Source organism: Streptomyces sp. NPDC006997 (assembly GCF_040635175.1).
Taxonomy (GTDB): domain Bacteria; phylum Actinomycetota; class Actinomycetes; order Streptomycetales; family Streptomycetaceae; genus Streptomyces.
Genome location: NZ_JBEYHH010000046.1, coordinates 15,493 through 36,538, shown reverse-complemented (window position 1 = coordinate 36,538; position 21,046 = coordinate 15,493). Strand labels below are relative to the sequence as shown.

Genomic DNA, 21,046 nt, shown 5'->3' with positions numbered 1-21,046 from the left:
GTACGCGTGGTCGATCGCATGGCGGAACCCAGGGACGCGGGTCCGCAGCACCAGGGCGCACCAGTACGAGGCAGTGCCGCAAACGTCCTCGCAGGGACCGAGGAGGAACCAGACGTTATGGGCGAGCGAACCGTGCACGGACGACGACGACGCACCACCGACCGGGCGGGAGGAGCGCGATGAGCTCGCTGCTGCTCCTCACCAACGCCCTCCAGCCGTCGACGGAGGTGCTCCCCGCTCTCGGCCTGCTGCTGCACAACGTCCGCGTGGCTCCGGCGGAGGGGCCCGCGCTGGTCGACACCCCCGGCGCCGACGTGATCCTCATCGACGGGCGGCGCGACCTCCCGCAGGTCCGCAGCCTGTGCCAGCTGCTGCGGTCCACGGGGCCCGGCTGCCCCCTGATCCTGGTGGTGACCGAGGGCGGCCTGGCCGCCGTCACCGCGGACTGGGGCATCGACGACGTCCTCCTCGACACCGCCGGTCCGGCGGAGGTCGAGGCCAGGCTGCGGCTCGCGATGGGCCGCCAGCAGATCGTCAGCGACGACTCCCCGATGGAGATCCGCAACGGTGACCTGTCGGTGGACGAGGCGACGTACAGCGCGAAGCTGAAGGGCCGGGTCCTCGACCTGACCTTCAAGGAGTTCGAGCTGCTGAAGTACCTCGCCCAGCACCCGGGCCGGGTCTTCACGCGCGCGCAGCTCCTCCAGGAGGTCTGGGGCTACGACTACTTCGGCGGCACCCGCACCGTGGACGTGCACGTACGACGGCTGCGGGCGAAGCTCGGCCCGGAGCACGAGTCGCTGATCGGCACCGTCCGGAACGTCGGCTACCGGTTCGTCACGCCGGAGAAGGCGGACCGGGGCGCCGAGGAGGCGAAGGGCAAGACGGCCGGGACGGCACCGTCGAAGCCGGAGGAGACGGACCACGCCGCCGCGCTGGACGCGACCGAGGTGGCGGCGGAGGCGTAGGCCACCCCGCGGGCCCGGCGCGCGCGGAGCCGAGCGCCGGGCTGGGCGCGCCCCACGGAACGCGCGAGACCACACGGCGGAGCGCGCGCGTGCTCACACGTGTGACCTCACGCCGTCACGTCGCGCGATGCGCCTCCCGGAAGTGGCGTACGCCCTGCCCAGAGCGGGTCCATCCGCGTAGACTCCGCGCGTGGCCAAGGTGACTCGGGATGACGTGGCGAGACTGGCGGGGACTTCCACCGCCGTGGTCAGCTATGTCATCAACAACGGACCCCGGCCGGTCGCCCCGGCCACGCGCGAGCGTGTCCTCGCCGCCATCAAGGAGCTGGGCTACCGCCCCGACCGGGTGGCACAGGCGATGGCGTCGCGGCGCACCGACCTCATAGGCCTGATCGTGCCGGACGCGCGCCAGCCGTTCTTCGCGGAGATGGCGCACGCGGTCGAACAGGCGGCGTCCGAACGCGGCAAGATGGTGCTGGTCGGCAACAGCGACTACATCGGCGAGCGCGAGGTGCACTACCTGCGCGCCTTCCTGGGGATGCGGGTCTCCGGACTCATCCTCGTCAGCCACGCCCTCAACGACCTCGCCGCCGCCGAGATCGACGCCTGGGACGCCCGCGTGGTGCTGCTGCACGAGCGCCCCGAGGCCATGGACGACGTCGCGGTGGTCATGGACGACCTCGGCGGCGCCCAGAACGCCGTCAGCCACCTGCTGGGGCACGGCTACGACTACGTCGCCTGTGTGGGCGGCACCGCCCAGACCCCGGCCGTCGGCGACCCGGTCTCCGACCACGTCGAGGGCTGGCGGCGCGCGATGGCCGAGGCGGGCATCTCCACCGAGGGCCGCCTGTTCGAGGCGCCGTACAACCGCTACGACGCCTACCGCGTCGGCCTGGAGATCCTCTCCGGCCCGCGCCGCCCGCCCGCGGTCTTCTGCTCCACCGACGACCAGGCGATCGGCGTTCTGCGCGCGGCCCGCGAGCTGCGGATCGACGTGCCCGGGGAGCTGGCGGTGGTGGGCTTCGACGACATCAAGGAGGCGGCGCTCGCGGACCCGCCCCTGACGACGGTCGCCTCCGACCGCTCGGCGATGGCCCGCGCGGCGGTGGACCTGGTCCTGGACGACGGTCTGCGGGTGGCGGGGTCGCGTAAGGAACGGCTGAAGGTGTTCCCGTCGAAGCTGGTGCTGCGCCGCTCCTGCGGCTGCGAGTGAGGCGCTACGAGTAACCCGACCGGGCCCCTCCGGGCTCCACCACGTAGCCGCTCCGCGGCTTTATATCGGGCATACGAGGTTCTGTCGGGCTTCTCAGAGAGCACTCAGGGGACTCTCATCGACGCGCGACAAGCTCATGAACATGACCGAGAGCACGAGCCACGCGAACCCGGCACACCCGGGAACCAGCCCCGGAACGACCCCCGGCACCACCTCCGCGACCCCCGTGAACCCGGAGTGGCCGCCCCCTCCGGCGTACCAGCCCACCCCTCTCCTCACCGAGCCCGCCACCGCCCCGCCCGTCCACCGCAGGCGGCGCGTCCGCGGCCCGGTCGGCCTGCTCACCGCCGTCGCCATCGTCGCCGCGGCCATCGGCGGCGGCACGGCGTACGGCATCCAGGAGCTGACCGGCTCCGACACCACCGCCGCGAGCGGCAGCACCGGCACCAGCGTGGTGCCGTCGAGCAGCAAGGGCGACATCGCGGCGATCGCGGCGGCGGTCAGCCCGAGCATCGTCGAGATCAACGCCTCCTCCCGCAGCGGCGCGTCCACCGGCTCCGGCGTGGTCATCACCGGTGACGGCGAGATCGTCACCAACAACCACGTGGTCTCCGGCGCCGACGAGATCAAGGTGACGACCAGCGCCGGCAAGGAGTACACCGCCGAGGTCGTCGGCACCGACAGCGCCAAGGACCTCGCCCTGATCAGGCTGGCCGACGCCACCGGTCTGAAGGCGGCCTCGCTCGGCGACTCCGCCGACGTCCAGGTCGGTGACACCGTCGTGGCGATCGGCTCCCCGGAGGGCCTCACCGGCACCGTGACCAGCGGTATCGTCTCCGCCCTCGACCGCGACGTGACCGTCTCCACCGACGAGGGCCAGCAGCAGCGGCAGCCGGACGGCGGCTGGCCGTTCGAGTTCGGCGGCGAGCAGTTCAACGGCGAAACCGGCTCGTCCACGACGACGTACAAGGCGATCCAGACGGACGCGTCCCTGAACCCCGGCAACTCCGGCGGTGCGCTGATCGACATGAACGGCGACATCATCGGCATCAACTCGGCGATGTACTCCTCCGCCGGCTCGTCGTCCTCCGCCGACGCGGGCAGCGTGGGCCTCGGCTTCGCGATCCCGGTCGACACGGTGAAGGCGGACCTGAGCCAGCTGCGCTCGGGCGGCACCAACGACTGACTCCGACGACCCTGAAGAGGCACGCCATGACCAGGCAGATCGAGCACACCACCACGCCCGCGACGGCGACCGCCACCGACCCGGCCGGATACGCCCTGGCCCTGGAGGTGGCGACGGAACTGCACGCCCCCCGCACCCGGGCCCCGGAGCTGGCGCCCGCCGCATCCCGCAGGCCCGCGACCCGCCGCCGTACCCCGGCCCGCGGCTGATCCACGCCACCCCGGGCCCGCCGCCGTACCCCGCACCGCGGCTGATCCACGCCACCGCACCGCCCGGACCCGCCACCGTGCGACGCTGAGAGCAGCCCCGTTCCCCTCCAGCCACCCGAGGAAAGAGCCATGAGCCCCGCCGAAGGCGACCGCGACCCCCAGCGCATCCTCATCGTCGACGACGAGCCCGCGGTGCGCGAAGCACTCCAGCGCAGCCTCGCCTTCGAGGGCTACGACACCGAGGTCGCCGTCGACGGCGCCGACGCCCTGGAGAAGACCGCCGCCTACCGGCCCGACCTGGTCGTCCTCGACATCCAGATGCCCCGCATGGACGGCCTCACCGCCGCCCGCCGCATCCGCGGCACCGGCGACACCCTCCCCATCCTCATGCTCACCGCCCGCGACACGGTCGGCGACCGGGTGACCGGCCTGGACGCGGGAGCGGACGACTACCTCGTCAAGCCCTTCGAACTCGACGAGCTGTTCGCCCGCATCCGCGCCCTGCTGCGCCGCAGCTCCTACGCGGCGGCGGTCCCCGGCACCGACCTGGAGGACGACACCCTGGCCTTCGCGGACCTCCGCATGAACCTGGCGACGCGCGAGGTGACGCGGGGTGGCCGCCCGGTGGAGCTGACCCGCACGGAGTTCACCCTGCTGGAGATGTTCATGGCACACCCGCGCCAGGTCCTCACCCGCGAGCAGATCCTGAAGGCGGTCTGGGGCTTCGACTTCGAGCCGTCCTCCAACTCCCTGGACGTGTACGTCATGTACCTGCGCCGCAAGACGGAGGCGGGCGGCGAGCCCCGCCTCGTCCACACCGTGCGCGGCGTCGGCTACGTCCTGCGCCAGGGCGGCACCGAGTGAACCAGCTCGCCCGCCGCTTCCGCGCCCTCCCGATCCGCTCCCGCCTGGCGCTGCTGGTGGCGGCGGCGGTGGCGTTCGCGGTGGCGGCGGTGTCGGTGACGTGCTGGTTCGTGGTGCGCGGGAAGCTGTACGACGAGATCGACGACAACCTGGGCGGCGGCAACGTCCGGGTGGCCTTCGCCGAAGTCCGCCCCACCCTCCAGAACTGCAGTCAGACGCCCGACGCGCCCCGGGGCATCGGCCCGAGCGTGCGCACCTACAAGCAGCTCGTCACCTCGGACGGCAACTCCTGCGTCTTCAACGACTCGGCGGGCGCCGTGCGGATCACCGCCGCCGACGTCGAGGTCGCCTCGACGGCCGAGGGGGAGGCCCGCTTCCGGGACGGCAAGGACAGCGAGGGCAACGACGTCCGGGTGATGACCGCGCCGCTCGCCGAGGGGGTCGCCCTCCAGTTCGCGTTCCCGCTCAAGGACACCCAGTCCACCCTGAACGAACTCGCCCTGCTCCTGCTCGTCGTGTCCGGCATCGGAGTGGTCGGCGCCGGGGCCGCGGGCCTGGCGGTGGCCCGCGCGGGCCTGCGCCCCGTCGACAAGCTGACGGAGGCCGTGGAGCACGTCGCCCGCACCGAGGACCTCACCATCCGCATCCCGGTCGAGAGGGACAGCGACGACGAGGTGGCCCGCCTCTCCCACTCCTTCAACTCGATGACGTCGGCCCTGGCCAGCTCCCGCGACCTCCAGCAACAGCTCATCGCGGACGCGGGCCACGAACTGCGCACCCCGCTCACCTCCCTGCGCACCAACATCGAACTCCTCACCCGCAGCGAGGAGACCGGCCGCCCCCTCCCCGAGGCGGACCGCAAGGCCCTGCTGGCGTCGGTGAAGGCCCAGATGACGGAACTGGCGGCCCTGATAGGCGACCTCCAGGAACTGTCCCGCCCCGACACCGGCCAGCACAGCGCCGCCCGCGCCCAGGTGATCGCCTTCCACGACACGGTCGAGTCGGCCCTGCGCCGCGCCCGGCTGCGCGGCCCGGAGCTGACGATCACGGCGGACGTGCACCCCTGGTACGTCCGCGCGGAGCCGTCCGCCCTGGAGCGGGCGATCGTCAACATCCTCGACAACGCCGTGAAGTTCAGCCCCGACTCCAGCACGATCGAGGTCCACCTCACCGACGGCACCCTCACGGTCCGCGACCACGGCCCCGGCATCCCGCCGGACGAACTCCCCCACGTCTTCGACCGCTTCTGGCGCTCCCCCTCCGCCCGCGCCCTCCCCGGCTCCGGCCTCGGCCTCTCCATCGTCGCCCGCACGGTCCAGCAGGCGGGCGGCGAGGTCTCCCTGCGCCCCGCGGAGGACGGCGGCACGGTGGTGGCGGTCCGCCTGCCGGGGGCGGCGACGCCACCGCCGGAGGTCCCCCAGGGCCCCTGACCTCCGCCTCCGGCGGAGGCGTCCACAGCCCCCGGATTCCACGAGCCGCCCGGGAGCGTGCCCCCGAAGCGCTCCCCAAACCTCGGTCAAGCATCTCGGCGAGGCATCGAAACGGACTGGTCAGAGCGGATACTGGGCATGGCGGGGAACGTCCCGCCCCGACCAGACGGGGAGCGGCACGGTGAGCGGCGTGGGCGAAGGACTGGGCAAGGTCGAGGTCAGACTGCGGTGGGACCCGAGCCCCGCCGGGGAGCCGCCCCGGCACCTCGACATCATCGCCGCCACCTACACGGTGGACGACCCGCACGGCCGCCCCGCCTACGTCGTCCACTACGACAGCAGGTCACCCGACGGCACCATCAACATGAACCGGCACAGCCAGACGGGCATGGGCTTCGGTTTCGTCGAGGTGATGAGCCTGGAGTTCGACCGGCTCTCGTCGGCCTACGGCCGGGTGGTGGTCGGGGTGGCCATCCACCAGAACGGCGGCCCCCGCACGTTCGGCGACATCGCCAACGCCGGGGTGGTCGTGGCCGAGGGGTACACGCAGCTGCTGGCGGACGACTTCACGGGGGTCGCCGACGCCACGGCCGCGACGGTCGCCGAGTTCACCAGGACCGCGTCGGGGGCGTGGGAACTGCGCGAAATGGTCCGGGGCTTCGACAGCGACCCGGCGGGGTTCACGACGGACATGGGCGACGCGCGTTAGCCAGGAAGTACCCAGGGCCCACCCGGCGGCAACCTCGCCCTCCCCCACGGCGACAACAGGGAGACGACTGCCCCCTGACGCACGGGATCGGACCCCCACATGAGCGACAACGCCCCCCACACCCGCCCCCGCGGAAGGCGCACCCTCGCGACAGCGCTGCTCCCCGTCGCCGTCATCACGGCCGGAACCCTGGCCTACGGCACGGCGACCGGGAGCAGCGCGACGGCGGCCACCGCAAGGGCTTCCTGATCACCCGCTCCACGGTCAACGGCGACGTCTCGGCCGCCTCCTTCTACCTCGGCCGCCCCTGGCACGCGGGCGGCGACGCCACCCTCGACCCCCAGACCACGGTCCGCGACACCACCCTCAGCGCGGCCGTCAAGTCCACTCCCTGGACCGACATGAGCGGCTTCTCCTGGAAGGACGACCGCTTCGCCGAGTACAACAACACGGGCCCCGGCGCAGGCCCCGCCTCCACCAACCGCCCCGTCCTGACCCCGACCCAGGCAACCACCCAGGAGACGGCGGACTGGCTCGGTGACTGGACCCCTACGGTGTCCTGACCGCCGCGACGAACGCCCGCCAGCAGTCAGCCCCGAAGACCAACACCCCGGTCTCCGGGGCCTTGCTGTCGCGGACGGGGACTATGGGGAGGCCGTCGGCGACTTCGAGGCAGTTGTTGTCGCCCCCGTCGCTGTAGGTGGACTTGCGCCACACGGCGGTGCCGAGGTCGGGGGTGGGCTTCATGACCGGTGCTCCTCCAGTAGGTCCCGGATGAACGAGAGCGAGTCCGACGGCGACAGCGCCAGATCCCGGAGCCGATCGTAGGACAAACGGTGGCGCAACACGTCGTCTGGACCGTCCATCAGCAGGCCGCTGCTGTCACCCTCCGTGTAGGCGATGGCACTTCCATCTCGCTGCCAGAGCAGGGTCAGTGACCCCTTCCCCATGAGGTCGTGAATCCCTGCGGCGAACGGCAGCACCTGAACGGTGACGTTCGGCCACTGCGCGACGGCCTCGACATGCAGCAACTGACCAGCCCAGACCTCCGCGCGGGCGGAGACACGACGGAACGCCAACTCGTCCACCACGAAACGCACGCTGGGCGCAGGGTCCTTCCGCAGCAGAAGCTGCCGACCCAAGCGCGCGGCCACCTGTTCCTCCACCGCCTCGGCGTCCTGAGGTGTTGTCTGGGGATCAGACAACACCTCGCGGGCGAACTCCTCGGTCTGCAACAGACCGGGCACGTTCGGCGCGTACTTGTGCATGATCCGCGCCGTCGCCTCCAGCCGCATGAAGTCCTGGTACTTGACCTTGAAGGCGTCGTGCCGCGCGACTTTCCAGTGGCTGACCAGCAGGTCATCGCACCCGTAGTAGCTGTCCAGGTCCTCCATGACCCGCACCTTGGACAGCCGCTCACCGGACTCCAGACGACTCAGGTAACTCTTGTCGTACCCGGTCTCCTCGGCCAACTGCCCCAGGGACTTGCCCGCCTTCTCCCGCAGGAACCTGAGCGTCCGCCCCAACACGGCCCGCCCTCCGTCAACCGCTGCCCCCATGTCACCCCTCTCCGTTGCCTGGCGCCCCAGACAACCCCGAACCTCTTCCGCAGCGTACGCCGCTCCTGTGACGATCGGGACACGAACGGTAATCACCGCTCGTCAACCCTCCCCTGCTTCCACCCAGGAGACCGCCATGCCCGCCCGCACCCCCAGACTCCGCGAGACCCTGCTCCTCCTGCTCGCCCGGATGCTCTTCCCCGCCCGGGGCAGCCACCGAGCGGTCCGACAGCACCCCCCGTCACCCCACACCCCGGCACCTCCGCCACCCACCCGTCACCACCCCCACCACTCCGACGGCGCCTTCTGGTACGACACCCCGCTGGTACGCCCGTACCTCCGCGGCCACGACATGGAGGTCTCCGCGTGACGAACGACCTTCGCCTCCTCCCCTGGACCACCCCCGAGGGCAAGCCCTGCTACCTGAGCGCCGACGGCCCCGGCAGCCTGCTCTCCCGTCTCGCGGACGACGTGGAGGAGGCCCAGCTCGCCTCGGGGGAGCAGGTGTTGGCGGGCTCCAGGGCCGTCCTCGCCGACGCCAGGGCCGGAGAGCGGGCCGTCCGCTTCGCGCTCACCAGGACCGCGGAGTCACTGGAGGACGTCCTGCGGATCGCCGTCAGCCGGGGTGGCCGTATCCCCGGCGGGTGATGCCGAACGGCGGCACGGGCAACGGAAGGCGGGGCCCCGGGAAGAAGATCCCGGAGCCCCGCCCGAAAGCCGCCGCCGTCCTACCGCACGACGGTGATCCGGTCGGCAGCCGGAGGAGCGATCGGTGCCGTCGGCGAGGAGTTCGCCTTCAGGTACTGCTCCAGGGCCGTCAGGTCGTCCGCGCCGACGAGTTCGTCGCCGCCCTGGCCGAGCGTGGGGAAGCCGTCGCCGCCGCCCGCGAGGAAGCTGTTGGTGGCGACGCGGTAGGTGGCCGTCAGGTCGATCGGGCTGCCGTTGAGGCGGATCGAGTCGGTGACGACCCGGTCGGCGCCGGTCTTCGTCAGGTCCAGCGTGTACGTCAGGCCGGACGACACCTGAAGAACCTTCGGGGACGCCGCGTTCGCACCGCTGACCTGCTCCTTCAGGACCTGCACCACCTGCTCGCCGGTGAAGTCCTGGAGGTTGACGGTGTTGGCGAACGGCTGGACCGTGAAGCCCTCCGCGTACGTCACCACGCCGTCGCCCTCAGCACCCTTGGCCGCGTAGGTCAGGGGCGCCCGGATGCCGCCGGGGTTCATCAGGGCGAGGTCGGTCTCCGGGTCCAGCTCCTTGCCGTACGCGAACTGCGCGTCGGCGATGAGGTCGCCGAGCGGGGACTCGGTGCCGGAGTTGGCGATGTCGGCGGAGACGTACCCGATGGCACGGTTGCCGATCGGGGCGGCCAGCGTGTTCCACTTGCCGATCAGCTCGGTCATGTCGGGCGCCTTGGTGACGTCCCGGCTGACCACGTGGTTCGCGGACTTCACGGCCGTACGGGCGATGTCACCCGTCCACCGGTCGTACGTCAGCGTCGTGTCGGTGTAGAGGCGGCCGAACGACGCGGCCGAGGTGACCGTGCGCGGGTTGCCCGCCGGGTCGGGGATGGTGCAGGCGTACGCCGCGTGCGTGTGACCGGTGACCAGCGCGTCCACCTGCGGGGTGACGTTCTTGGCGATGTCGACGATCGGGCCGGAGATGCCGTCGCCCGCGCCGGGGGAGTCGCAGTCGTAGTTGTACGCCGCCGAGGCCGGGAAGCCGCCCTCGTGGATCAGCGCGACGATCGACTTCACGCCCTTCCGCTGGAGCACCTTGGCGTACTTGTTGATCGTCTCGACCTCGTCCTTGAAGGTGAGGCCCTTGACGCCGTCGGCGGAGACGATGTTCGGGGTGCCCTCCAGGGTCACGCCGATGAAGCCGACCTTGACGCCCTTCTGCTTCCACACCCAGTACGGCTTGAGGATCGGCTTGCCGGTCTTCTCGTCCAGGACGTTCGCCGCGAGGTACGGGAAGTCGGCACCCGCGAAGCCCTCGTCGGTGTAGCAGCCCTCGGTCGGGTGGCAGCCGCCGTTCTGGAGGCGGCCCAGTTCCCGGGCGCCCTCGTCGAACTCGTGGTTGCCGACGCTGGTGACGTCCAGCTCCAGCTTGTTCAGCGCCTCGATGGTGGGCTCGTCGTGGAAGAGGCCCGAGATCAGCGGGGAGGCGCCGACCATGTCGCCACCGGCGGCGGTGATGGAGTACCTGTTGCCCTGCCGGGCCTGGCGCAGGTGGGTGGCCAGGTACTCGACACCGCCCGCGTCGACGGTCCGGGTCGTGCCGTCCTCGTTCAGGTGGGTGACGCGGCCGGAGGAGCCGGCCGGGGGCTCCAGGTTGCCGTGCAGGTCGTTGAAGGACAGCAGTTGGACGTCCTGGTAGCGGCGCGACGTCTCCTTGCCGGGCTTGCCCTTCTCACCGGCGGACGCGGTCGACGGCAGAGCGGCCGCCAGCGCGCCGACGGTCGCGATACTCGCCGCCGCTGTGAGAAGCCGGTAGGTACGGCTTCTCCGGCGCCGACGCGGCTGGGATGTGGTGGCTGGCATACGCCCCCCTGTGGGTCCTGTGAGGCATTGGGCTGATCGCCCGCAGCCTAGAGTCAACGCGCGTAGCGCGACAGGGGGCACATGGTTACATCCTGGTTTCCCTTTGCCCCCTCCTCCCGACCCCGTCCCTTTACCCTCGTGGCATGACCAGCGACGACATCGCGCGGCCCGGCCACTCCCGCGCCATCCACTCCCTCCCCGCGCTCACCCCGGAGCAGACCGACGCCGTACTCGCCCTGCTCACGGAGGCCGCCCGCAGCGACGGCCAGCAGGCGGTGTCCGAACAGGGCCGACTGGCACTGCGCGGCGGCCCGCGCGAGGGCGTGTCCCACTTCCTGCTCACCACCAACGGCGGCGAACTCGTCGGCTACGCCCAACTTGAGGACACCGACCCGGTGGAGGCGCCCGCCGCCGAACTGGTCATCCACCCCTCCCACCGGGGCAAGGGCCACGGCCGCGCCCTCGGCTCCGCCCTCCTCGCCGCCTCCGGCAAACGGCTGCGGGTGTGGGCCCACGGCGGCCACTCCGCCGCCCGGCACCTGGCGCAGGTCCTCGGCCTCACCCTCTTCCGCGAACTACGCCAGCTGAGGCGCCCGTTGTCCGACCTCGACCTCCCCGACCCGGTCCTGCCCGCCGACGTGACGGTACGGACCTTCGTCCCCGGCGCGGACGACACGGCGTGGCTCGCCGTGAACGCCGCCGCCTTCGCCCACCACCCGGAACAGGGCTCCCTCACCCCACGCGACCTCGACGACCGCATGGCCGAGCCGTGGTTCGACCCTGCGGGCTTCTTCCTCGCCTTCCGCGGCGACGCCCTCGTCGGCTTCCACTGGACCAAGGTGCACGCCGAAGAGCGACTCGGCGAGGTCTACGTCCTCGGCGTCGCACCCGGCGCGCAGGGGGGCGGCCTCGGCAAGTCCCTCACCACGATCGGGCTACGCCATCTGGCGGCGCGGGGGTTGCCCACGGCGATGCTGTACGTCGACGCGGACAACACGGCGGCGGTAGCGGTCTACGAACGCCTCGGCTTCACCACGTACGAGACGGACCTGATGTACCGCACGGAGACGTGACGTCGCTGGCGGTGGGTGCGCGCGACGGGGTACCCGGCGTAGCCGCTGACGCCGGGCCGCGCCAGCGGCACGACTGCCCGCGGCTGGGACAGGTGCGACGACGGCCCGCGGTCGCCGTACGACGGAAGGGGACGTGTCGGGGGGTGTCCGCCCGCAGTGGTTCGCGCGGAGAACCCCGTACACCCCCGAACCCACAGGGCGCGCGGTTCCGAGGACGGACACCCCCCGGCGCGGCCCCGCACCACCCCCCGGCAGACAGCGCCACGCACGCCACCCACCGGAGCCGAGCAGGCCGCCGCAGGCACCCCCCGCCCACCCCCGGGAGCCGCCCCCCGCTATCTCGCACGTCATGTCGCCGTAACCGTCGATTCAGATGACCTTGCGACGCTCACCCAATGACGCCCGCCGTGCCAGAGCCTCCGGCGCCCCCCAAGGGCCCCGCGGAGAACGAAGCCGCCGTGCTTCCGCTCCCGCCCGCACGTTCCGACGCGCCCGAGAACCCCTGGGCGCGGAAGAATGGCTCCATGAGCCAGCAGAACGCCCAGGCACCGGTCCAGGCCCAGCACACCCAGCCCTCCGTGGGCTCCATCGCCGCCCACCGCGCCCGCACGGTGGCCGGCTCCGTCTCCGACCTGGAGCCCGACCTCGACGGCGACCTCGACGCCTACGAGGACACCCAGGCGGCCAGCGGCGCGACCCCCCTCCCCGCCAACCGCTTCCTCGACCGCGAACGCAGCTGGCTCGCGTTCAACGAACGCGTCCTGGAACTCGCCGAGGACCCCGACACCCCCCTCCTCGAGCGTGCCAACTTCCTCGCGATCTTCGCCAGCAACCTGGACGAGTTCTTCATGGTCCGCGTCGCGGGCCTGAAGCGCCGCATCGCCACCGGCGTAGCCACCCGCTCCGCCTCCGGCCTCCAGCCCCGCGAGGTCCTGGAGATGATCTGGGCGCGCTCCCGCGAACTCATGGCCCGGCACGCCGCCTGCTTCCACGAGGACGTCGCCCCGGCCCTCGCCGAGGAGGGCATCCACCTGGTCCGCTGGACGGAGCTGACGGAGAAGGAACAGGCCCGCCTGTTCACCCTCTTCAAGCACCAGATCTTCCCCGTCCTCACCCCCCTCGCCGTCGACCCGGCCCACCCCTTCCCGTACATCTCCGGCCTCTCCCTCAACCTGGCCGTCGTCGTACGCAACCCGGTCAACGGCAACCGCCACTTCGCCCGCGTGAAGGTCCCCCCGCTGCTCTCCCGCTTCCTGGAGGCGTCCCCCGGCCGCTACGTCCCCCTGGAGGACGTCATCGCGGCCCCGGCCCACCTCGAAGAGCTGTTCCCCGGCATGGAGGTCCTGGAGCACCACGCGTTCCGCGTCACCCGCAACGAGGACCTCGAAGTGGAGGAGGACGACGCCGAGAACCTCCTCCAGGCCCTGGAGAAGGAACTCATGCGGCGCCGCTTCGGCCCGCCCGTCCGCCTGGAGGTGGAGGAGTCCATCGACCGCGAGGTCCTGGACCTCCTCGTCCGCGAGCTGAAGGTCAGCGAGGCGGAGGTGTACCCCCTCCCCGGCCCGCTCGACCTCACCGGCCTCTTCCGCGTCCACGGCCTGGACCGCCCGGAGCTGAAGTACCGCAAGTTCATCGCGGGCACCCACCGCGACCTCGCGGAGGTGGAGTCGTCCTCACCGCCCGACATCTTCGCCGCGCTCCGCACGCGTGACGTCCTCCTCCACCACCCGTACGACAGCTTCTCCACATCCGTACAAGCGTTCCTCGAACAGGCGGCCGAAGACCCGGACGTCCTCGCGATCAAGCAGACGCTCTACCGCACCTCCGGCGACTCCCCCATAGTCACCGCCCTCATCGACGCCGCCGAGGCGGGCAAGCAGGTCCTCGTCCTCGTCGAGATCAAGGCCCGCTTCGACGAACACGCCAACATCAAGTGGGCCCGCAAACTCGAAGAGGCGGGCTGCCACGTCGTCTACGGCCTGGTGGGCCTCAAGACGCACTGCAAGCTCTCCCTCGTGGTCCGCCAGGAGGGCGACACCCTCCGCCGCTACAGCCACGTCGGCACGGGCAACTACCACCCCAAGACCGCCCGCCTCTACGAGGACCTCGGCCTGCTCACCGCGGACCCCCAGGTCGGCGCGGACCTCTCCGACCTGTTCAACCGCCTCTCGGGCTACTCCCGCCGCGAGACGTACCGCCGTCTCCTGGTCGCCCCGAAGTCCCTGCGCGACGGCCTAGTCTCCCGCATCGACAAGGAGGCCCAGCACCACCGCGCCGGACGCCCCGCCTACGTCCGTATCAAGGTCAACTCGATGGTCGACGAGGCCGTCATCGACGCGCTCTACCGCGCGTCGCAGGCGGGCGTCCCCGTGGACGTGTGGGTGCGCGGCATATGCGCGGTACGGCCGGGAGTCCCCGGCCTGTCGGAAAACATACGGGTGCGTTCGGTCCTCGGCCGCTTCCTGGAGCACTCCCGGGTCTTCGCCTTCGGCAACGGCGGCGAACCCGAGGTGTGGCTCGGCAGCGCCGACATGATGCACCGCAACCTAGACCGCCGTATCGAAGCCCTGGTCCGGGTCGTCGACCCGGCCCACCGGGCCGCGCTGAACCGGCTCCTGGAGACCGGCATGTCGGACTCCACCGCCTCCTGGCACCTGGGCCCGGACGGCGAGTGGACCCGGCACGCGACCGACGCGGACGGCCGCCCCCTGCGAAACGTCCAGGAGATGCTCATAGACGCCCGGAGGCGCCGGCGTGGCACAGCAACACCTTGACCCGACGGACCCCGTGGCCGCCACGGCGACGGGGGAGGCCCTCGCGGGCTACCTCCGCGCCCAGGCCACGGAGTTCCTCCGAGCCCTGCGCCAGCACCGCGAGACCGGCGCGGGCGGAAACGGCTCGGCGGAGTCCGTCGAGGCCGCGCGGGCCCTGCGCCGCTCGGCCCGCCGTATCAGCGGCAGCCTGCACACGTTCCGCACGCTGCTCGACCCCGACTGGTCCGAGGGGATGCGCCCCGAACTGGCCTGGCTCTCCGGCACCCTGGCCCTGGAACACGCCTACGCGGCCCGCCTGGACCGCCTGCTGACCGCCCTGCACCGCCTCTCGGGCTCCCCGGCACTCCCGACCCAGCCCACACCCCCCAGCACCACCAAGGGCACCACCGCGAACACCACCACAGGCACCACCACCAACCTCACCGTCGGCGCGGCCAAGGCAGGCGCCCTGCTGGACCGCCAGCTCACCCTCGCCCGCACCCGCGCCCACTCCGCCGCCCTCCAGGCCCTCGGCTCCTCCCGCTTCCACGCCGTGGCCGACAAGGTCGCCGTCCTGGCCAGCGAGGTCCCGCTCACCCCCACCGCCGCCACCACCGACCTCCAGCCCCTGGCGGCGGCGGCCGAGGAGCGCCTCACGGACGCGGTCTCGGCGCTCCCCCTGCTCACGGCGGGCCACCCGTACAACGCGACGGCCCTGGTCCACGGCCTCTCCCCGGACCCGGCCCCGCACCCCCAGGACGCCCCCTGGCACCAGGTCCGCCTCCTGCTGCGCCTGCACCGCTACGCCCGCGAGGTCATCGACGGCGCCGAGGCCGCCGTGAACGTCCGGCTGCTCGCCGCGGGCCAGGCCCTCAACCGCCACCGGGACGCCGCGGAGGCGTCGGCGGCGGCAGCGTCGGCGGCCCGCACCCCCCGCATCGCCCCCGCGACGGCATACGCTCTGGGTGTCCTGCACGCGGACCAGCGCCACGAGGTCGAGGCGGCGAGGTTCGCGTTCCACCAGTCATGGCAGAAACAAAGGGTCACCACCCCATGACCACCACCCCGCCAGATCCCCCCACTCCCCCTCCCCCACCCCCCGTCCCCCTCCAGGCAGCAGGCTGCGTCCTCTGGCGCCACTCCCCCCGGCACCCCGCCGAACTGGAGGTCTGCCTGGTCCACAGGCCGAAGTACGACGACTGGTCCCACCCGAAGGGCAAGCTCAAGCCGGAGGAGGAGCACCTCCCGGCGGCCCTGCGGGAGGTGGTGGAGGAGACCGGCTACGACGCGACCCCGGGCCGCGAACTGGCCACCCACCACTACCTGGTGGACGGCCACCCCAAGGAGGTCCGCTACTGGGCGGCCGAGGCGCGCACCGGCACCTTCACGCCGACCGACGAGGTGGACCGCATCCTCTGGCTCCCCCTGGACGAGGCCCGCACCCGCCTCACCCAGCCCCGCGACCGCACTCTCCTGGACGACCTCCTGACGTCCCTGACCACCCCCGAGCCCCCCTGACACGCACCGCGCTCACTCCCCCACCCCGAGATGCCCCTCGGCATCAGTCCGCGCCAGACTCCGCGCCCGGCGCGCGGGCCCCCGCCACCCGCAGGAGCACCGAGCCACACAGAACGGCCCCTGCTCGACGGTGGTCGTACGGTGCCCGGACGGCTCCCGCGTGGTCATGGACTGATCCTGCTGCGTCACACGGGAACGCTACCCACGCCGGGTGAACACCACGTATGCCTCCCCGAGCCTCCCGCCGCGCCCCCGCCCACGCGTGACGGCCCCAGTGACCCGTCGTTAACGGGAACGACGGGCCCGTGACGGACGTACCGGCTGGGGGTTGGACGACGATGGCGGAACGGCAGCGGCAGCACGGCAGGGCGGACGGAACCCTGGTCGTGGCCGCCCTCATGGCGGGCCTGTGGACCACGGCGACCGCCTGCTCGGGCGGGGCCGCCGCGGAGGACGCCAAGGCCACCACCCCCCTGGACACCCTGCGCCAGGCCGCGGACACACTCCGCGAGGCGGGCACGTCCCGCACCCGCACGTCGATGGAGATGGCGACGGGCGGCACCCGGGTCACGATCAGCGGCACGGGCGTCTACGACTTCGCGCACCAACGCGGCCGACTGAGGGTCGTGCTCCCCCAGGACCCCGCGGGCCGCGCCGCCGACCACCCCATCACCGAGCTGCTCTCGCCGGGCGCGCTGTTCATGAAGAACCGCGGCGCGGGCGTCCCGTCCGACAAGTGGGTACGGATCGACACGGCCACGATCTCGGACGGCAACCTGGTGACGGGCGGCGCCACGGACCCGTACACGGCGGCCGAGGTACTACGCGGCGCGCGGCAGGCGAAGTACGCCGGTACGACGACCGCCCCCGACGGCACCCGGCTCACCCACTACCGCGGCACGGCGGACCTCACCCAGGCGGCGAAGGCGGCCTCCCCCGCCACCAGACCCTCCCTCGCGGCGGCGGCGAAGGGATTCGCCTCGGCGCGGGTCCCGTTCGACGCCTTCCTGGACGACAGGGGCCGCATCCGCAAGCTGGAACACCGCTTCAGTTTCGTCAACGGCCGGGAGCGCTCCCCCGTCTCCGTTACCTCCACCACACTGCTCTACGACTTCGGCGCCCCGGCGCACGTGGAGCTGCCCCCCGACAAGGACATCTACGCAGGCAGGATCGCCGAAGACTGACCGACAACGACCCGAGGCAGACGGCACACCCACCCCACAACCGCCCAGCCGTGGGGCCAGAACTAGCCCGTCCGTGCCATGCGCGTTGTGTAGGCCACTCCCTACTCTAGGAAGTCGATGACGGCAGAGAAGAGGTGAGCACGTGGCTCCGGTCGGCGGTACGGCAGTTCAGGACCACGTGGCACTCGCCGAGATCGAACTGTGCGGAGAGCTGATCATCGCGGCCTCGGCGGCGGAGGACCGCCTGAGCCTGGAGAGCATCGACGAGGTCCTGAGAGTCGCGGAGGAACGCGAGAACCGCGCGTAACCGCCCCGCCCTCAGGTCCGCAGCAGCCGAGCGATGGCCTTGGTCGCCTCCTCCACCTTGGCGTCGACCTCACCCCCGCCCTTGACGGCGGCATCGGCGACACAGTGCCGAAGGTGCTCCTCAAGGAGTTGCAGGGCGAAGGACTGCAGGGCCTTGGTGGAGGCGGACACCTGCGTCAGTATGTCGATGCAGTACACATCCTCGTCGACCATCCGCTGAAGCCCCCGGATCTGCCCCTCGATCCGCCGCAGCCGCTTCAGGTGTTCGTCCTTCTGCTTGTGGTACCCGTGAACGCCCCGATCATGATCGGTAACGACCTCGATCGCCTCGCCCGCACCGGTCTCGGTGGTCGCCATAACGCCTCCATGCACATACCCCAACCGGGTATATCGTAACGAACTTTCCTGGGTAGGGACCCGGTGGTCGCACCCCGCGCCGGATCCACCTCACCGCCCCCGTGCCGACAAGTCTGCTTTATGGGCGACACTGGAGGACGGCCCGTTAGCCGTGGCCGAATGTTGCACCTAGCATCAGCCTGACCGGAACCGAAGCACTTAGAGGACCCCACGTGCGCTTTCGTCTGACCCCCAGGGAGACGAGCTTCTACGACATGTTCGCCGCGTCCGCGGACAACATCGTCACGGGCTCGAAGCTCCTGATGGAACTGCTCGGGGCGGACACGTCTGCCCGAGCCGAGATCGCAGAGCGTATGCGGGCCGCGGAACACGCAGGCGACGACGCCACGCACGCGATCTTCCACCAGCTGAACTCCTCCTTCATCACGCCCTTCGACCGCGAGGACATCTACTCCCTCGCCTCGTCCCTCGACGACATCATGGACTTCATGGAGGAGGCCGTCGACCTGGTCGTCCTCTACAACGTCGAGGAACTCCCCAAGGGCGTCGAGCAGCAGATCGAGGTGCTGGCCCGCGCGGCGGAACTGACCGCCGAGGCGATGCCCAACCTCCGCACGATGGACAACCTGACCGAGTACTGGATCGAGGTCAACCGCCTGGAGAACCAGGCCGACCAGATCCACCGCAAGCTCCTCGCCCACCTCTTCAACGGCAAGTACGACGCCATCGAGGTGCTCAAGCTCAAGCAGATCGTCGACGTCCTCGAAGAGGCCGCCGACGCCTTCGAACACGTGGCGAACACGGTGGAGACCATCGCCGTCAAGGAGTCCTGACCCGTCCATGGACACCTTCGCCCTGGTCGTGACCATCATGGTCGCGCTCTTCTTCACGTACACCAACGGTTTCCACGACTCGGCGAACGCGATCGCCACCTCCGTCTCGACCCGGGCGCTCACCCCGCGGGCCGCCCTGGCCATGGCCGCGGTGATGAACCTCGCGGGTGCCTTCCTGGGCAGCGGAGTGGCGAAAACCGTCAGCGAGGGCCTGATCGAGACGCCCGAGGGCTCCACGGGCATGGGCATCCTCTTCGCCGCCCTCACCGGCGCGATCACCTGGAACCTGATCACCTGGTACTTCGGCCTGCCGTCCTCCTCCTCCCACGCCCTCTTCGGCGGCATGGTGGGCGCGGCGCTCGCGGGCGGCACCCAGGTCTACTGGCACGGCGTCTTCGAGAAGATCGTCATCCCCATGTTCGTCTCCCCGGTCGTCGGCCTGCTGGTCGGCTACCTGGTGATGACCGCCATCATGTGGATCTTCCGCCGCACCAACCCGCACAAGGCCAAGCGCGGCTTCCGCATCGCCCAGACCGTCTCGGCCGCCGGCATGGCCCTCGGCCACGGCCTCCAGGACGCCCAGAAGACGATGGGCATCGTGGTCATGGCCCTGGTCATCGCCGACGTCGAGGACTACGGCGACCCGATCCCCGTCTGGGTCAAGATCGCCTGCGCGGTCATGCTCTCCCTCGGCACGTACGCGGGCGGCTGGCGCATCATGCGCACCCTGGGCCGCAAGATCATCGAACTGGACCCCCCACAGGGCTTCGCCGCCGAGACCACCGGCGCGTCGATCATGTTCACCACGGCGTTCCTCTTCAAGGCGCCGATCTCCACGACCCACGTCATCACGTCCGCGATCATGGGCGTCGGCGCGACGAAGCGCATCAACGCCGTGCGGTGGGGTGTCGCGAAGAACATCGTCCTCGGCTGGTTCATCACGATGCCCGCAGCAGCGGTCGTAGCCGCAGGCTCCTACGGCGTCATCAACCTGGCCTTCCTCTAACCCCCGCCACCTCGGACTACCCAGGGTCGGGTGCGCAACCCGGCGCTGGCAGGGTGCCTCCCCCCAGCAGCACGACTGCCCGCAGCCTAGGCGGCAGGCGACTGCCCGCACCCAGGACGACAGACGACGGCCCGCACCAGGACGGCAGACGACTACCCGCACCCAGACCGCGTGTGGGGGCGACGAGCCGCAGTCGCCGTACTAGGGAAGGGGACGTGTCGGGGGGTGTCCGCCCGCAGTGGTTCGCGCGGAAAACCCCGTACACCCCCGAACCCACAGCCCGCGCGGTTCCGAGGACGGACACCCCCCGGCGCGGCCCCGCACCACCCCCCGGCAGACAGCGCTACCCCAGCCACCCACCGGACAACAACAGGCCGCCGCAGGCATCACCGCACGAACCAGAAAAGGCGGACCCGCCCCCCGGGAGCCAGGGGACGGGTCCTTTGCGTCCTCACGGTGGCACCGCCATGCAGCACCGCGAGGGGTATACGGAGGCTCGACGAGCCGCCCGACTCAGCCGAAGCGCCCGGAGATGTAGTCCTCCGTGGCCTGCACCGACGGGTTGGAGAAGATCCGCTCCGTGTCGTCGATCTCGATCAGCTTCCCCGGCTGCCCCACAGCCGCCAGGTTGAAGAACGCCGTCCGGTCCGACACCCGCGCCGCCTGCTGCATGTTGTGCGTCACGATCACGATGGTGAACCGCTCCTTCAGCTCACCGATCAGGTCCTCGATCGCCAGCGTCGAGATCGGGTCGAGGGCCGAGCACGGCTCGTCCATCAGCAGAACCTTCGGCTCCACGGCGATCGCCCGAGCGATGCACAGCCGCTGCTGCTGCCCACCGGACAGCCCGGACCCGGGCTTGTTCAGCCGGTCCTTGACCTCGTTCCACAGGTTCGCGCCCCGGAGCGACTTCTCCACGACGTCGTCCAGCTCGGCCTTCCGGTACGACCCGTTCAGCTTCAGCCCGGCCGCCACGTTGTCGTACACCGACATGGTCGGGAACGGGTTCGGCCGCTGGAACACCATGCCGACCTCACGCCGCACGGCGACGGGGTCGATCCCGGCGCCGTACAGGTTCTCGTCGTCGAGCATGACCTTGCCCTCGACGCGCCCGCCCGGCGTCACCTCATGCATCCGGTTCAGGGTCCGCAGGAAGGTCGACTTCCCACACCCGGACGGCCCGATGAAGGCGGTCACGGACCGCGGCTCGACGGTCATCGAGATGTCCTCGATGGCCAGGAAGGACCCGTAGTACGCGTTCAGGCCGCTGACATCAATGCGCTTGGCCATTTCGAATCACTGCTTCTTTCACACAGGGGGAGTCTGGTCGCTGAT

Annotated in this window: 24 protein-coding genes; 19 read left to right on the top strand and 5 right to left on the bottom strand. The window is 71.1% G+C overall.

Annotation, left to right across the window (positions count from 1 at the left end; genetic code table 11):
- Positions 1-179: 179 nt before the first annotated feature.
- From ABZ659_RS31850 to ABZ659_RS31810, 9 genes are all read left to right on the top strand, one after another.
- Positions 180-968 carry a response regulator transcription factor gene (locus ABZ659_RS31850; protein WP_360227014.1) on the top strand — a complete coding sequence of 263 codons (789 nt, stop codon included), beginning with the start codon at positions 180-182 and terminating at the stop codon, positions 966-968.
- Between the two features lie 190 nt (positions 969-1,158).
- Positions 1,159-2,181, top strand: a complete 1,023-nt coding sequence (locus ABZ659_RS31845; RefSeq protein ID WP_360227011.1) for a LacI family DNA-binding transcriptional regulator — start codon at positions 1,159-1,161, stop codon at positions 2,179-2,181.
- Between the two features lie 142 nt (positions 2,182-2,323).
- Entirely contained in the window at positions 2,324-3,367 is a 1,044-nt protein-coding gene (locus ABZ659_RS31840; RefSeq protein ID WP_360227008.1) for a trypsin-like peptidase domain-containing protein, read from the top strand.
- Between the two features lie 26 nt (positions 3,368-3,393).
- Positions 3,394-3,576, top strand: coding sequence for a hypothetical protein (locus tag ABZ659_RS31835; protein ID WP_360227005.1), 183 nt, complete (start codon positions 3,394-3,396; stop codon positions 3,574-3,576).
- A 129-nt stretch (positions 3,577-3,705) separates the two neighbouring features.
- Positions 3,706-4,440, top strand: coding sequence for a response regulator transcription factor (locus ABZ659_RS31830; RefSeq protein ID WP_360227002.1), 735 nt, complete (start codon positions 3,706-3,708; stop codon positions 4,438-4,440).
- Positions 4,437-5,870, top strand: a complete 1,434-nt coding sequence (locus tag ABZ659_RS31825; RefSeq protein ID WP_360226999.1) for a HAMP domain-containing sensor histidine kinase — start codon at positions 4,437-4,439, stop codon at positions 5,868-5,870. Before ABZ659_RS31830 ends, ABZ659_RS31825 begins: the two co-directional genes overlap by 4 nt.
- Positions 5,871-6,051: 181 nt before the next feature.
- Positions 6,052-6,579: a TerD family protein gene (locus ABZ659_RS31820; protein WP_360226997.1), complete on the top strand. Its 528-nt coding sequence runs from the start codon at positions 6,052-6,054 to the stop codon at positions 6,577-6,579.
- Positions 6,580-6,678: 99 nt separating this feature from the next.
- Positions 6,679-6,828 (top strand): hypothetical protein, encoded by a 150-nt coding sequence (locus ABZ659_RS31815; protein ID WP_360226995.1) that lies wholly within the window; start codon positions 6,679-6,681, stop codon positions 6,826-6,828.
- Positions 6,829-6,980: 152 nt separating this feature from the next.
- Complete coding sequence (locus ABZ659_RS31810; protein ID WP_360226993.1) at positions 6,981-7,142, top strand: hypothetical protein; 162 nt, start codon at positions 6,981-6,983, stop codon at positions 7,140-7,142.
- Here ABZ659_RS31810 and ABZ659_RS31805 read toward each other — a convergent pair.
- Positions 7,129-7,326: a DUF397 domain-containing protein gene (locus ABZ659_RS31805; protein ID WP_360226990.1), complete on the bottom strand. Its 198-nt coding sequence runs from the start codon at positions 7,324-7,326 to the stop codon at positions 7,129-7,131. The genes ABZ659_RS31810 and ABZ659_RS31805 overlap by 14 nt on opposite strands.
- Positions 7,323-8,138: a helix-turn-helix transcriptional regulator gene (locus ABZ659_RS31800; protein ID WP_360226987.1), complete on the bottom strand. Its 816-nt coding sequence runs from the start codon at positions 8,136-8,138 to the stop codon at positions 7,323-7,325. The genes ABZ659_RS31805 and ABZ659_RS31800 overlap by 4 nt, the downstream gene beginning before the upstream one ends.
- Before the next feature lie 136 nt (positions 8,139-8,274).
- Between ABZ659_RS31800 and ABZ659_RS31795 the strand changes: the two genes are divergently transcribed.
- The gene (locus ABZ659_RS31795) at positions 8,275-8,508 is read left to right on the top strand and encodes a hypothetical protein (protein WP_360226984.1); all 234 of its coding nucleotides are present in this window, start codon (positions 8,275-8,277) and stop codon (positions 8,506-8,508) included.
- Complete coding sequence (locus ABZ659_RS31790; RefSeq protein ID WP_360226981.1) at positions 8,505-8,786, top strand: hypothetical protein; 282 nt, start codon at positions 8,505-8,507, stop codon at positions 8,784-8,786. Before ABZ659_RS31795 ends, ABZ659_RS31790 begins: the two co-directional genes overlap by 4 nt.
- 80 nt (positions 8,787-8,866) lie before the next feature.
- Here the strand turns inward: ABZ659_RS31790 and ABZ659_RS31785 are convergent, their stop codons facing one another.
- Positions 8,867-10,681 (bottom strand): bifunctional metallophosphatase/5'-nucleotidase, encoded by a 1,815-nt coding sequence (locus ABZ659_RS31785; protein ID WP_360226978.1) that lies wholly within the window; start codon positions 10,679-10,681, stop codon positions 8,867-8,869.
- Positions 10,682-10,824: 143 nt separating this feature from the next.
- Between ABZ659_RS31785 and mshD the strand changes: the two genes are divergently transcribed.
- The 6 genes from mshD (at position 10,825) to ABZ659_RS31755 (ending at position 17,516) form a co-directional block, all read left to right on the top strand.
- Complete coding sequence (mshD, locus tag ABZ659_RS31780; RefSeq protein WP_360226975.1) at positions 10,825-11,754, top strand: mycothiol synthase; 930 nt, start codon at positions 10,825-10,827, stop codon at positions 11,752-11,754.
- A 524-nt stretch (positions 11,755-12,278) separates the two neighbouring features.
- Complete coding sequence (locus ABZ659_RS31775) at positions 12,279-14,528, top strand: RNA degradosome polyphosphate kinase (RefSeq protein WP_360226972.1); 2,250 nt, start codon at positions 12,279-12,281, stop codon at positions 14,526-14,528.
- On the top strand, positions 14,509-15,564 hold the full coding sequence (locus tag ABZ659_RS31770) for a CHAD domain-containing protein (RefSeq protein WP_360226969.1): 1,056 nt from the start codon (positions 14,509-14,511) through the stop codon (positions 15,562-15,564). The genes ABZ659_RS31775 and ABZ659_RS31770 overlap by 20 nt, the downstream gene beginning before the upstream one ends.
- Entirely contained in the window at positions 15,561-16,025 is a 465-nt protein-coding gene (locus ABZ659_RS31765; protein ID WP_360226966.1) for an NUDIX hydrolase, read from the top strand. Before ABZ659_RS31770 ends, ABZ659_RS31765 begins: the two co-directional genes overlap by 4 nt.
- 338 nt (positions 16,026-16,363) lie before the next feature.
- The gene (locus ABZ659_RS31760; RefSeq protein WP_360227057.1) at positions 16,364-17,209 is read left to right on the top strand and encodes a hypothetical protein; all 846 of its coding nucleotides are present in this window, start codon (positions 16,364-16,366) and stop codon (positions 17,207-17,209) included.
- 142 nt (positions 17,210-17,351) lie between these two features.
- Entirely contained in the window at positions 17,352-17,516 is a 165-nt protein-coding gene (locus tag ABZ659_RS31755; protein ID WP_360226963.1) for a hypothetical protein, read from the top strand.
- An 11-nt stretch (positions 17,517-17,527) separates the two neighbouring features.
- Here the strand turns inward: ABZ659_RS31755 and ABZ659_RS31750 are convergent, their stop codons facing one another.
- A complete protein-coding gene (locus ABZ659_RS31750; protein WP_360226960.1) occupies positions 17,528-17,872 on the bottom strand; it encodes a metal-sensitive transcriptional regulator in 345 nt (114 codons plus the stop codon).
- Between the two features lie 212 nt (positions 17,873-18,084).
- Here ABZ659_RS31750 and ABZ659_RS31745 point away from each other — a divergent pair, with 212 nt between their 5' ends.
- Together ABZ659_RS31745 and ABZ659_RS31740 are read left to right on the top strand one after the other, a co-directional pair.
- The gene (locus ABZ659_RS31745; protein WP_188289463.1) at positions 18,085-18,705 is read left to right on the top strand and encodes a DUF47 family protein; all 621 of its coding nucleotides are present in this window, start codon (positions 18,085-18,087) and stop codon (positions 18,703-18,705) included.
- A gap of 7 nt (positions 18,706-18,712) precedes the next feature.
- Positions 18,713-19,711: an inorganic phosphate transporter gene (locus tag ABZ659_RS31740; protein WP_360226956.1), complete on the top strand. Its 999-nt coding sequence runs from the start codon at positions 18,713-18,715 to the stop codon at positions 19,709-19,711.
- A gap of 513 nt (positions 19,712-20,224) precedes the next feature.
- Here ABZ659_RS31740 and pstB read toward each other — a convergent pair.
- On the bottom strand, positions 20,225-21,001 hold the full coding sequence (pstB, locus tag ABZ659_RS31735; protein ID WP_360226953.1) for a phosphate ABC transporter ATP-binding protein PstB: 777 nt from the start codon (positions 20,999-21,001) through the stop codon (positions 20,225-20,227).
- Between the last annotated feature and the right edge of the window lie 45 nt (positions 21,002-21,046).

What these genes read in the sequence shown, in the direction of transcription:
- ABZ659_RS31850 (WP_360227014.1), top strand. Translation starts at nt 180, where the DNA reads ATGAGCTCGCTGCTGCTCCTCACCAACGCCCTCCAGCCGTCGACGGAG.
- ABZ659_RS31840 (WP_360227008.1), top strand. Translation starts at nt 2,324, where the DNA reads ATGACCGAGAGCACGAGCCACGCGAACCCGGCACACCCGGGAACCAGC.
- ABZ659_RS31835 (WP_360227005.1), top strand. Translation starts at nt 3,394, where the DNA reads ATGACCAGGCAGATCGAGCACACCACCACGCCCGCGACGGCGACCGCC.
- ABZ659_RS31830 (WP_360227002.1), top strand. Translation starts at nt 3,706, where the DNA reads ATGAGCCCCGCCGAAGGCGACCGCGACCCCCAGCGCATCCTCATCGTC.
- ABZ659_RS31815 (WP_360226995.1), top strand. Translation starts at nt 6,679, where the DNA reads ATGAGCGACAACGCCCCCCACACCCGCCCCCGCGGAAGGCGCACCCTC.
- ABZ659_RS31810 (WP_360226993.1), top strand. Translation starts at nt 6,981, where the DNA reads ATGAGCGGCTTCTCCTGGAAGGACGACCGCTTCGCCGAGTACAACAAC.
- ABZ659_RS31805 (WP_360226990.1), bottom strand. Translation starts at nt 7,326, where the DNA reads ATGAAGCCCACCCCCGACCTCGGCACCGCCGTGTGGCGCAAGTCCACC.
- ABZ659_RS31800 (WP_360226987.1), bottom strand. Translation starts at nt 8,138, where the DNA reads ATGGGGGCAGCGGTTGACGGAGGGCGGGCCGTGTTGGGGCGGACGCTC.
- ABZ659_RS31795 (WP_360226984.1), top strand. Translation starts at nt 8,275, where the DNA reads ATGCCCGCCCGCACCCCCAGACTCCGCGAGACCCTGCTCCTCCTGCTC.
- ABZ659_RS31785 (WP_360226978.1), bottom strand. Translation starts at nt 10,681, where the DNA reads ATGCCAGCCACCACATCCCAGCCGCGTCGGCGCCGGAGAAGCCGTACC.
- mshD (WP_360226975.1), top strand. Translation starts at nt 10,825, where the DNA reads ATGACCAGCGACGACATCGCGCGGCCCGGCCACTCCCGCGCCATCCAC.
- ABZ659_RS31775 (WP_360226972.1), top strand. Translation starts at nt 12,279, where the DNA reads ATGAGCCAGCAGAACGCCCAGGCACCGGTCCAGGCCCAGCACACCCAG.
- ABZ659_RS31765 (WP_360226966.1), top strand. Translation starts at nt 15,561, where the DNA reads ATGACCACCACCCCGCCAGATCCCCCCACTCCCCCTCCCCCACCCCCC.
- ABZ659_RS31760 (WP_360227057.1), top strand. Translation starts at nt 16,364, where the DNA reads ATGGCGGAACGGCAGCGGCAGCACGGCAGGGCGGACGGAACCCTGGTC.
- ABZ659_RS31750 (WP_360226960.1), bottom strand. Translation starts at nt 17,872, where the DNA reads ATGGCGACCACCGAGACCGGTGCGGGCGAGGCGATCGAGGTCGTTACC.
- ABZ659_RS31740 (WP_360226956.1), top strand. Translation starts at nt 18,713, where the DNA reads ATGGACACCTTCGCCCTGGTCGTGACCATCATGGTCGCGCTCTTCTTC.
- pstB (WP_360226953.1), bottom strand. Translation starts at nt 21,001, where the DNA reads ATGGCCAAGCGCATTGATGTCAGCGGCCTGAACGCGTACTACGGGTCC.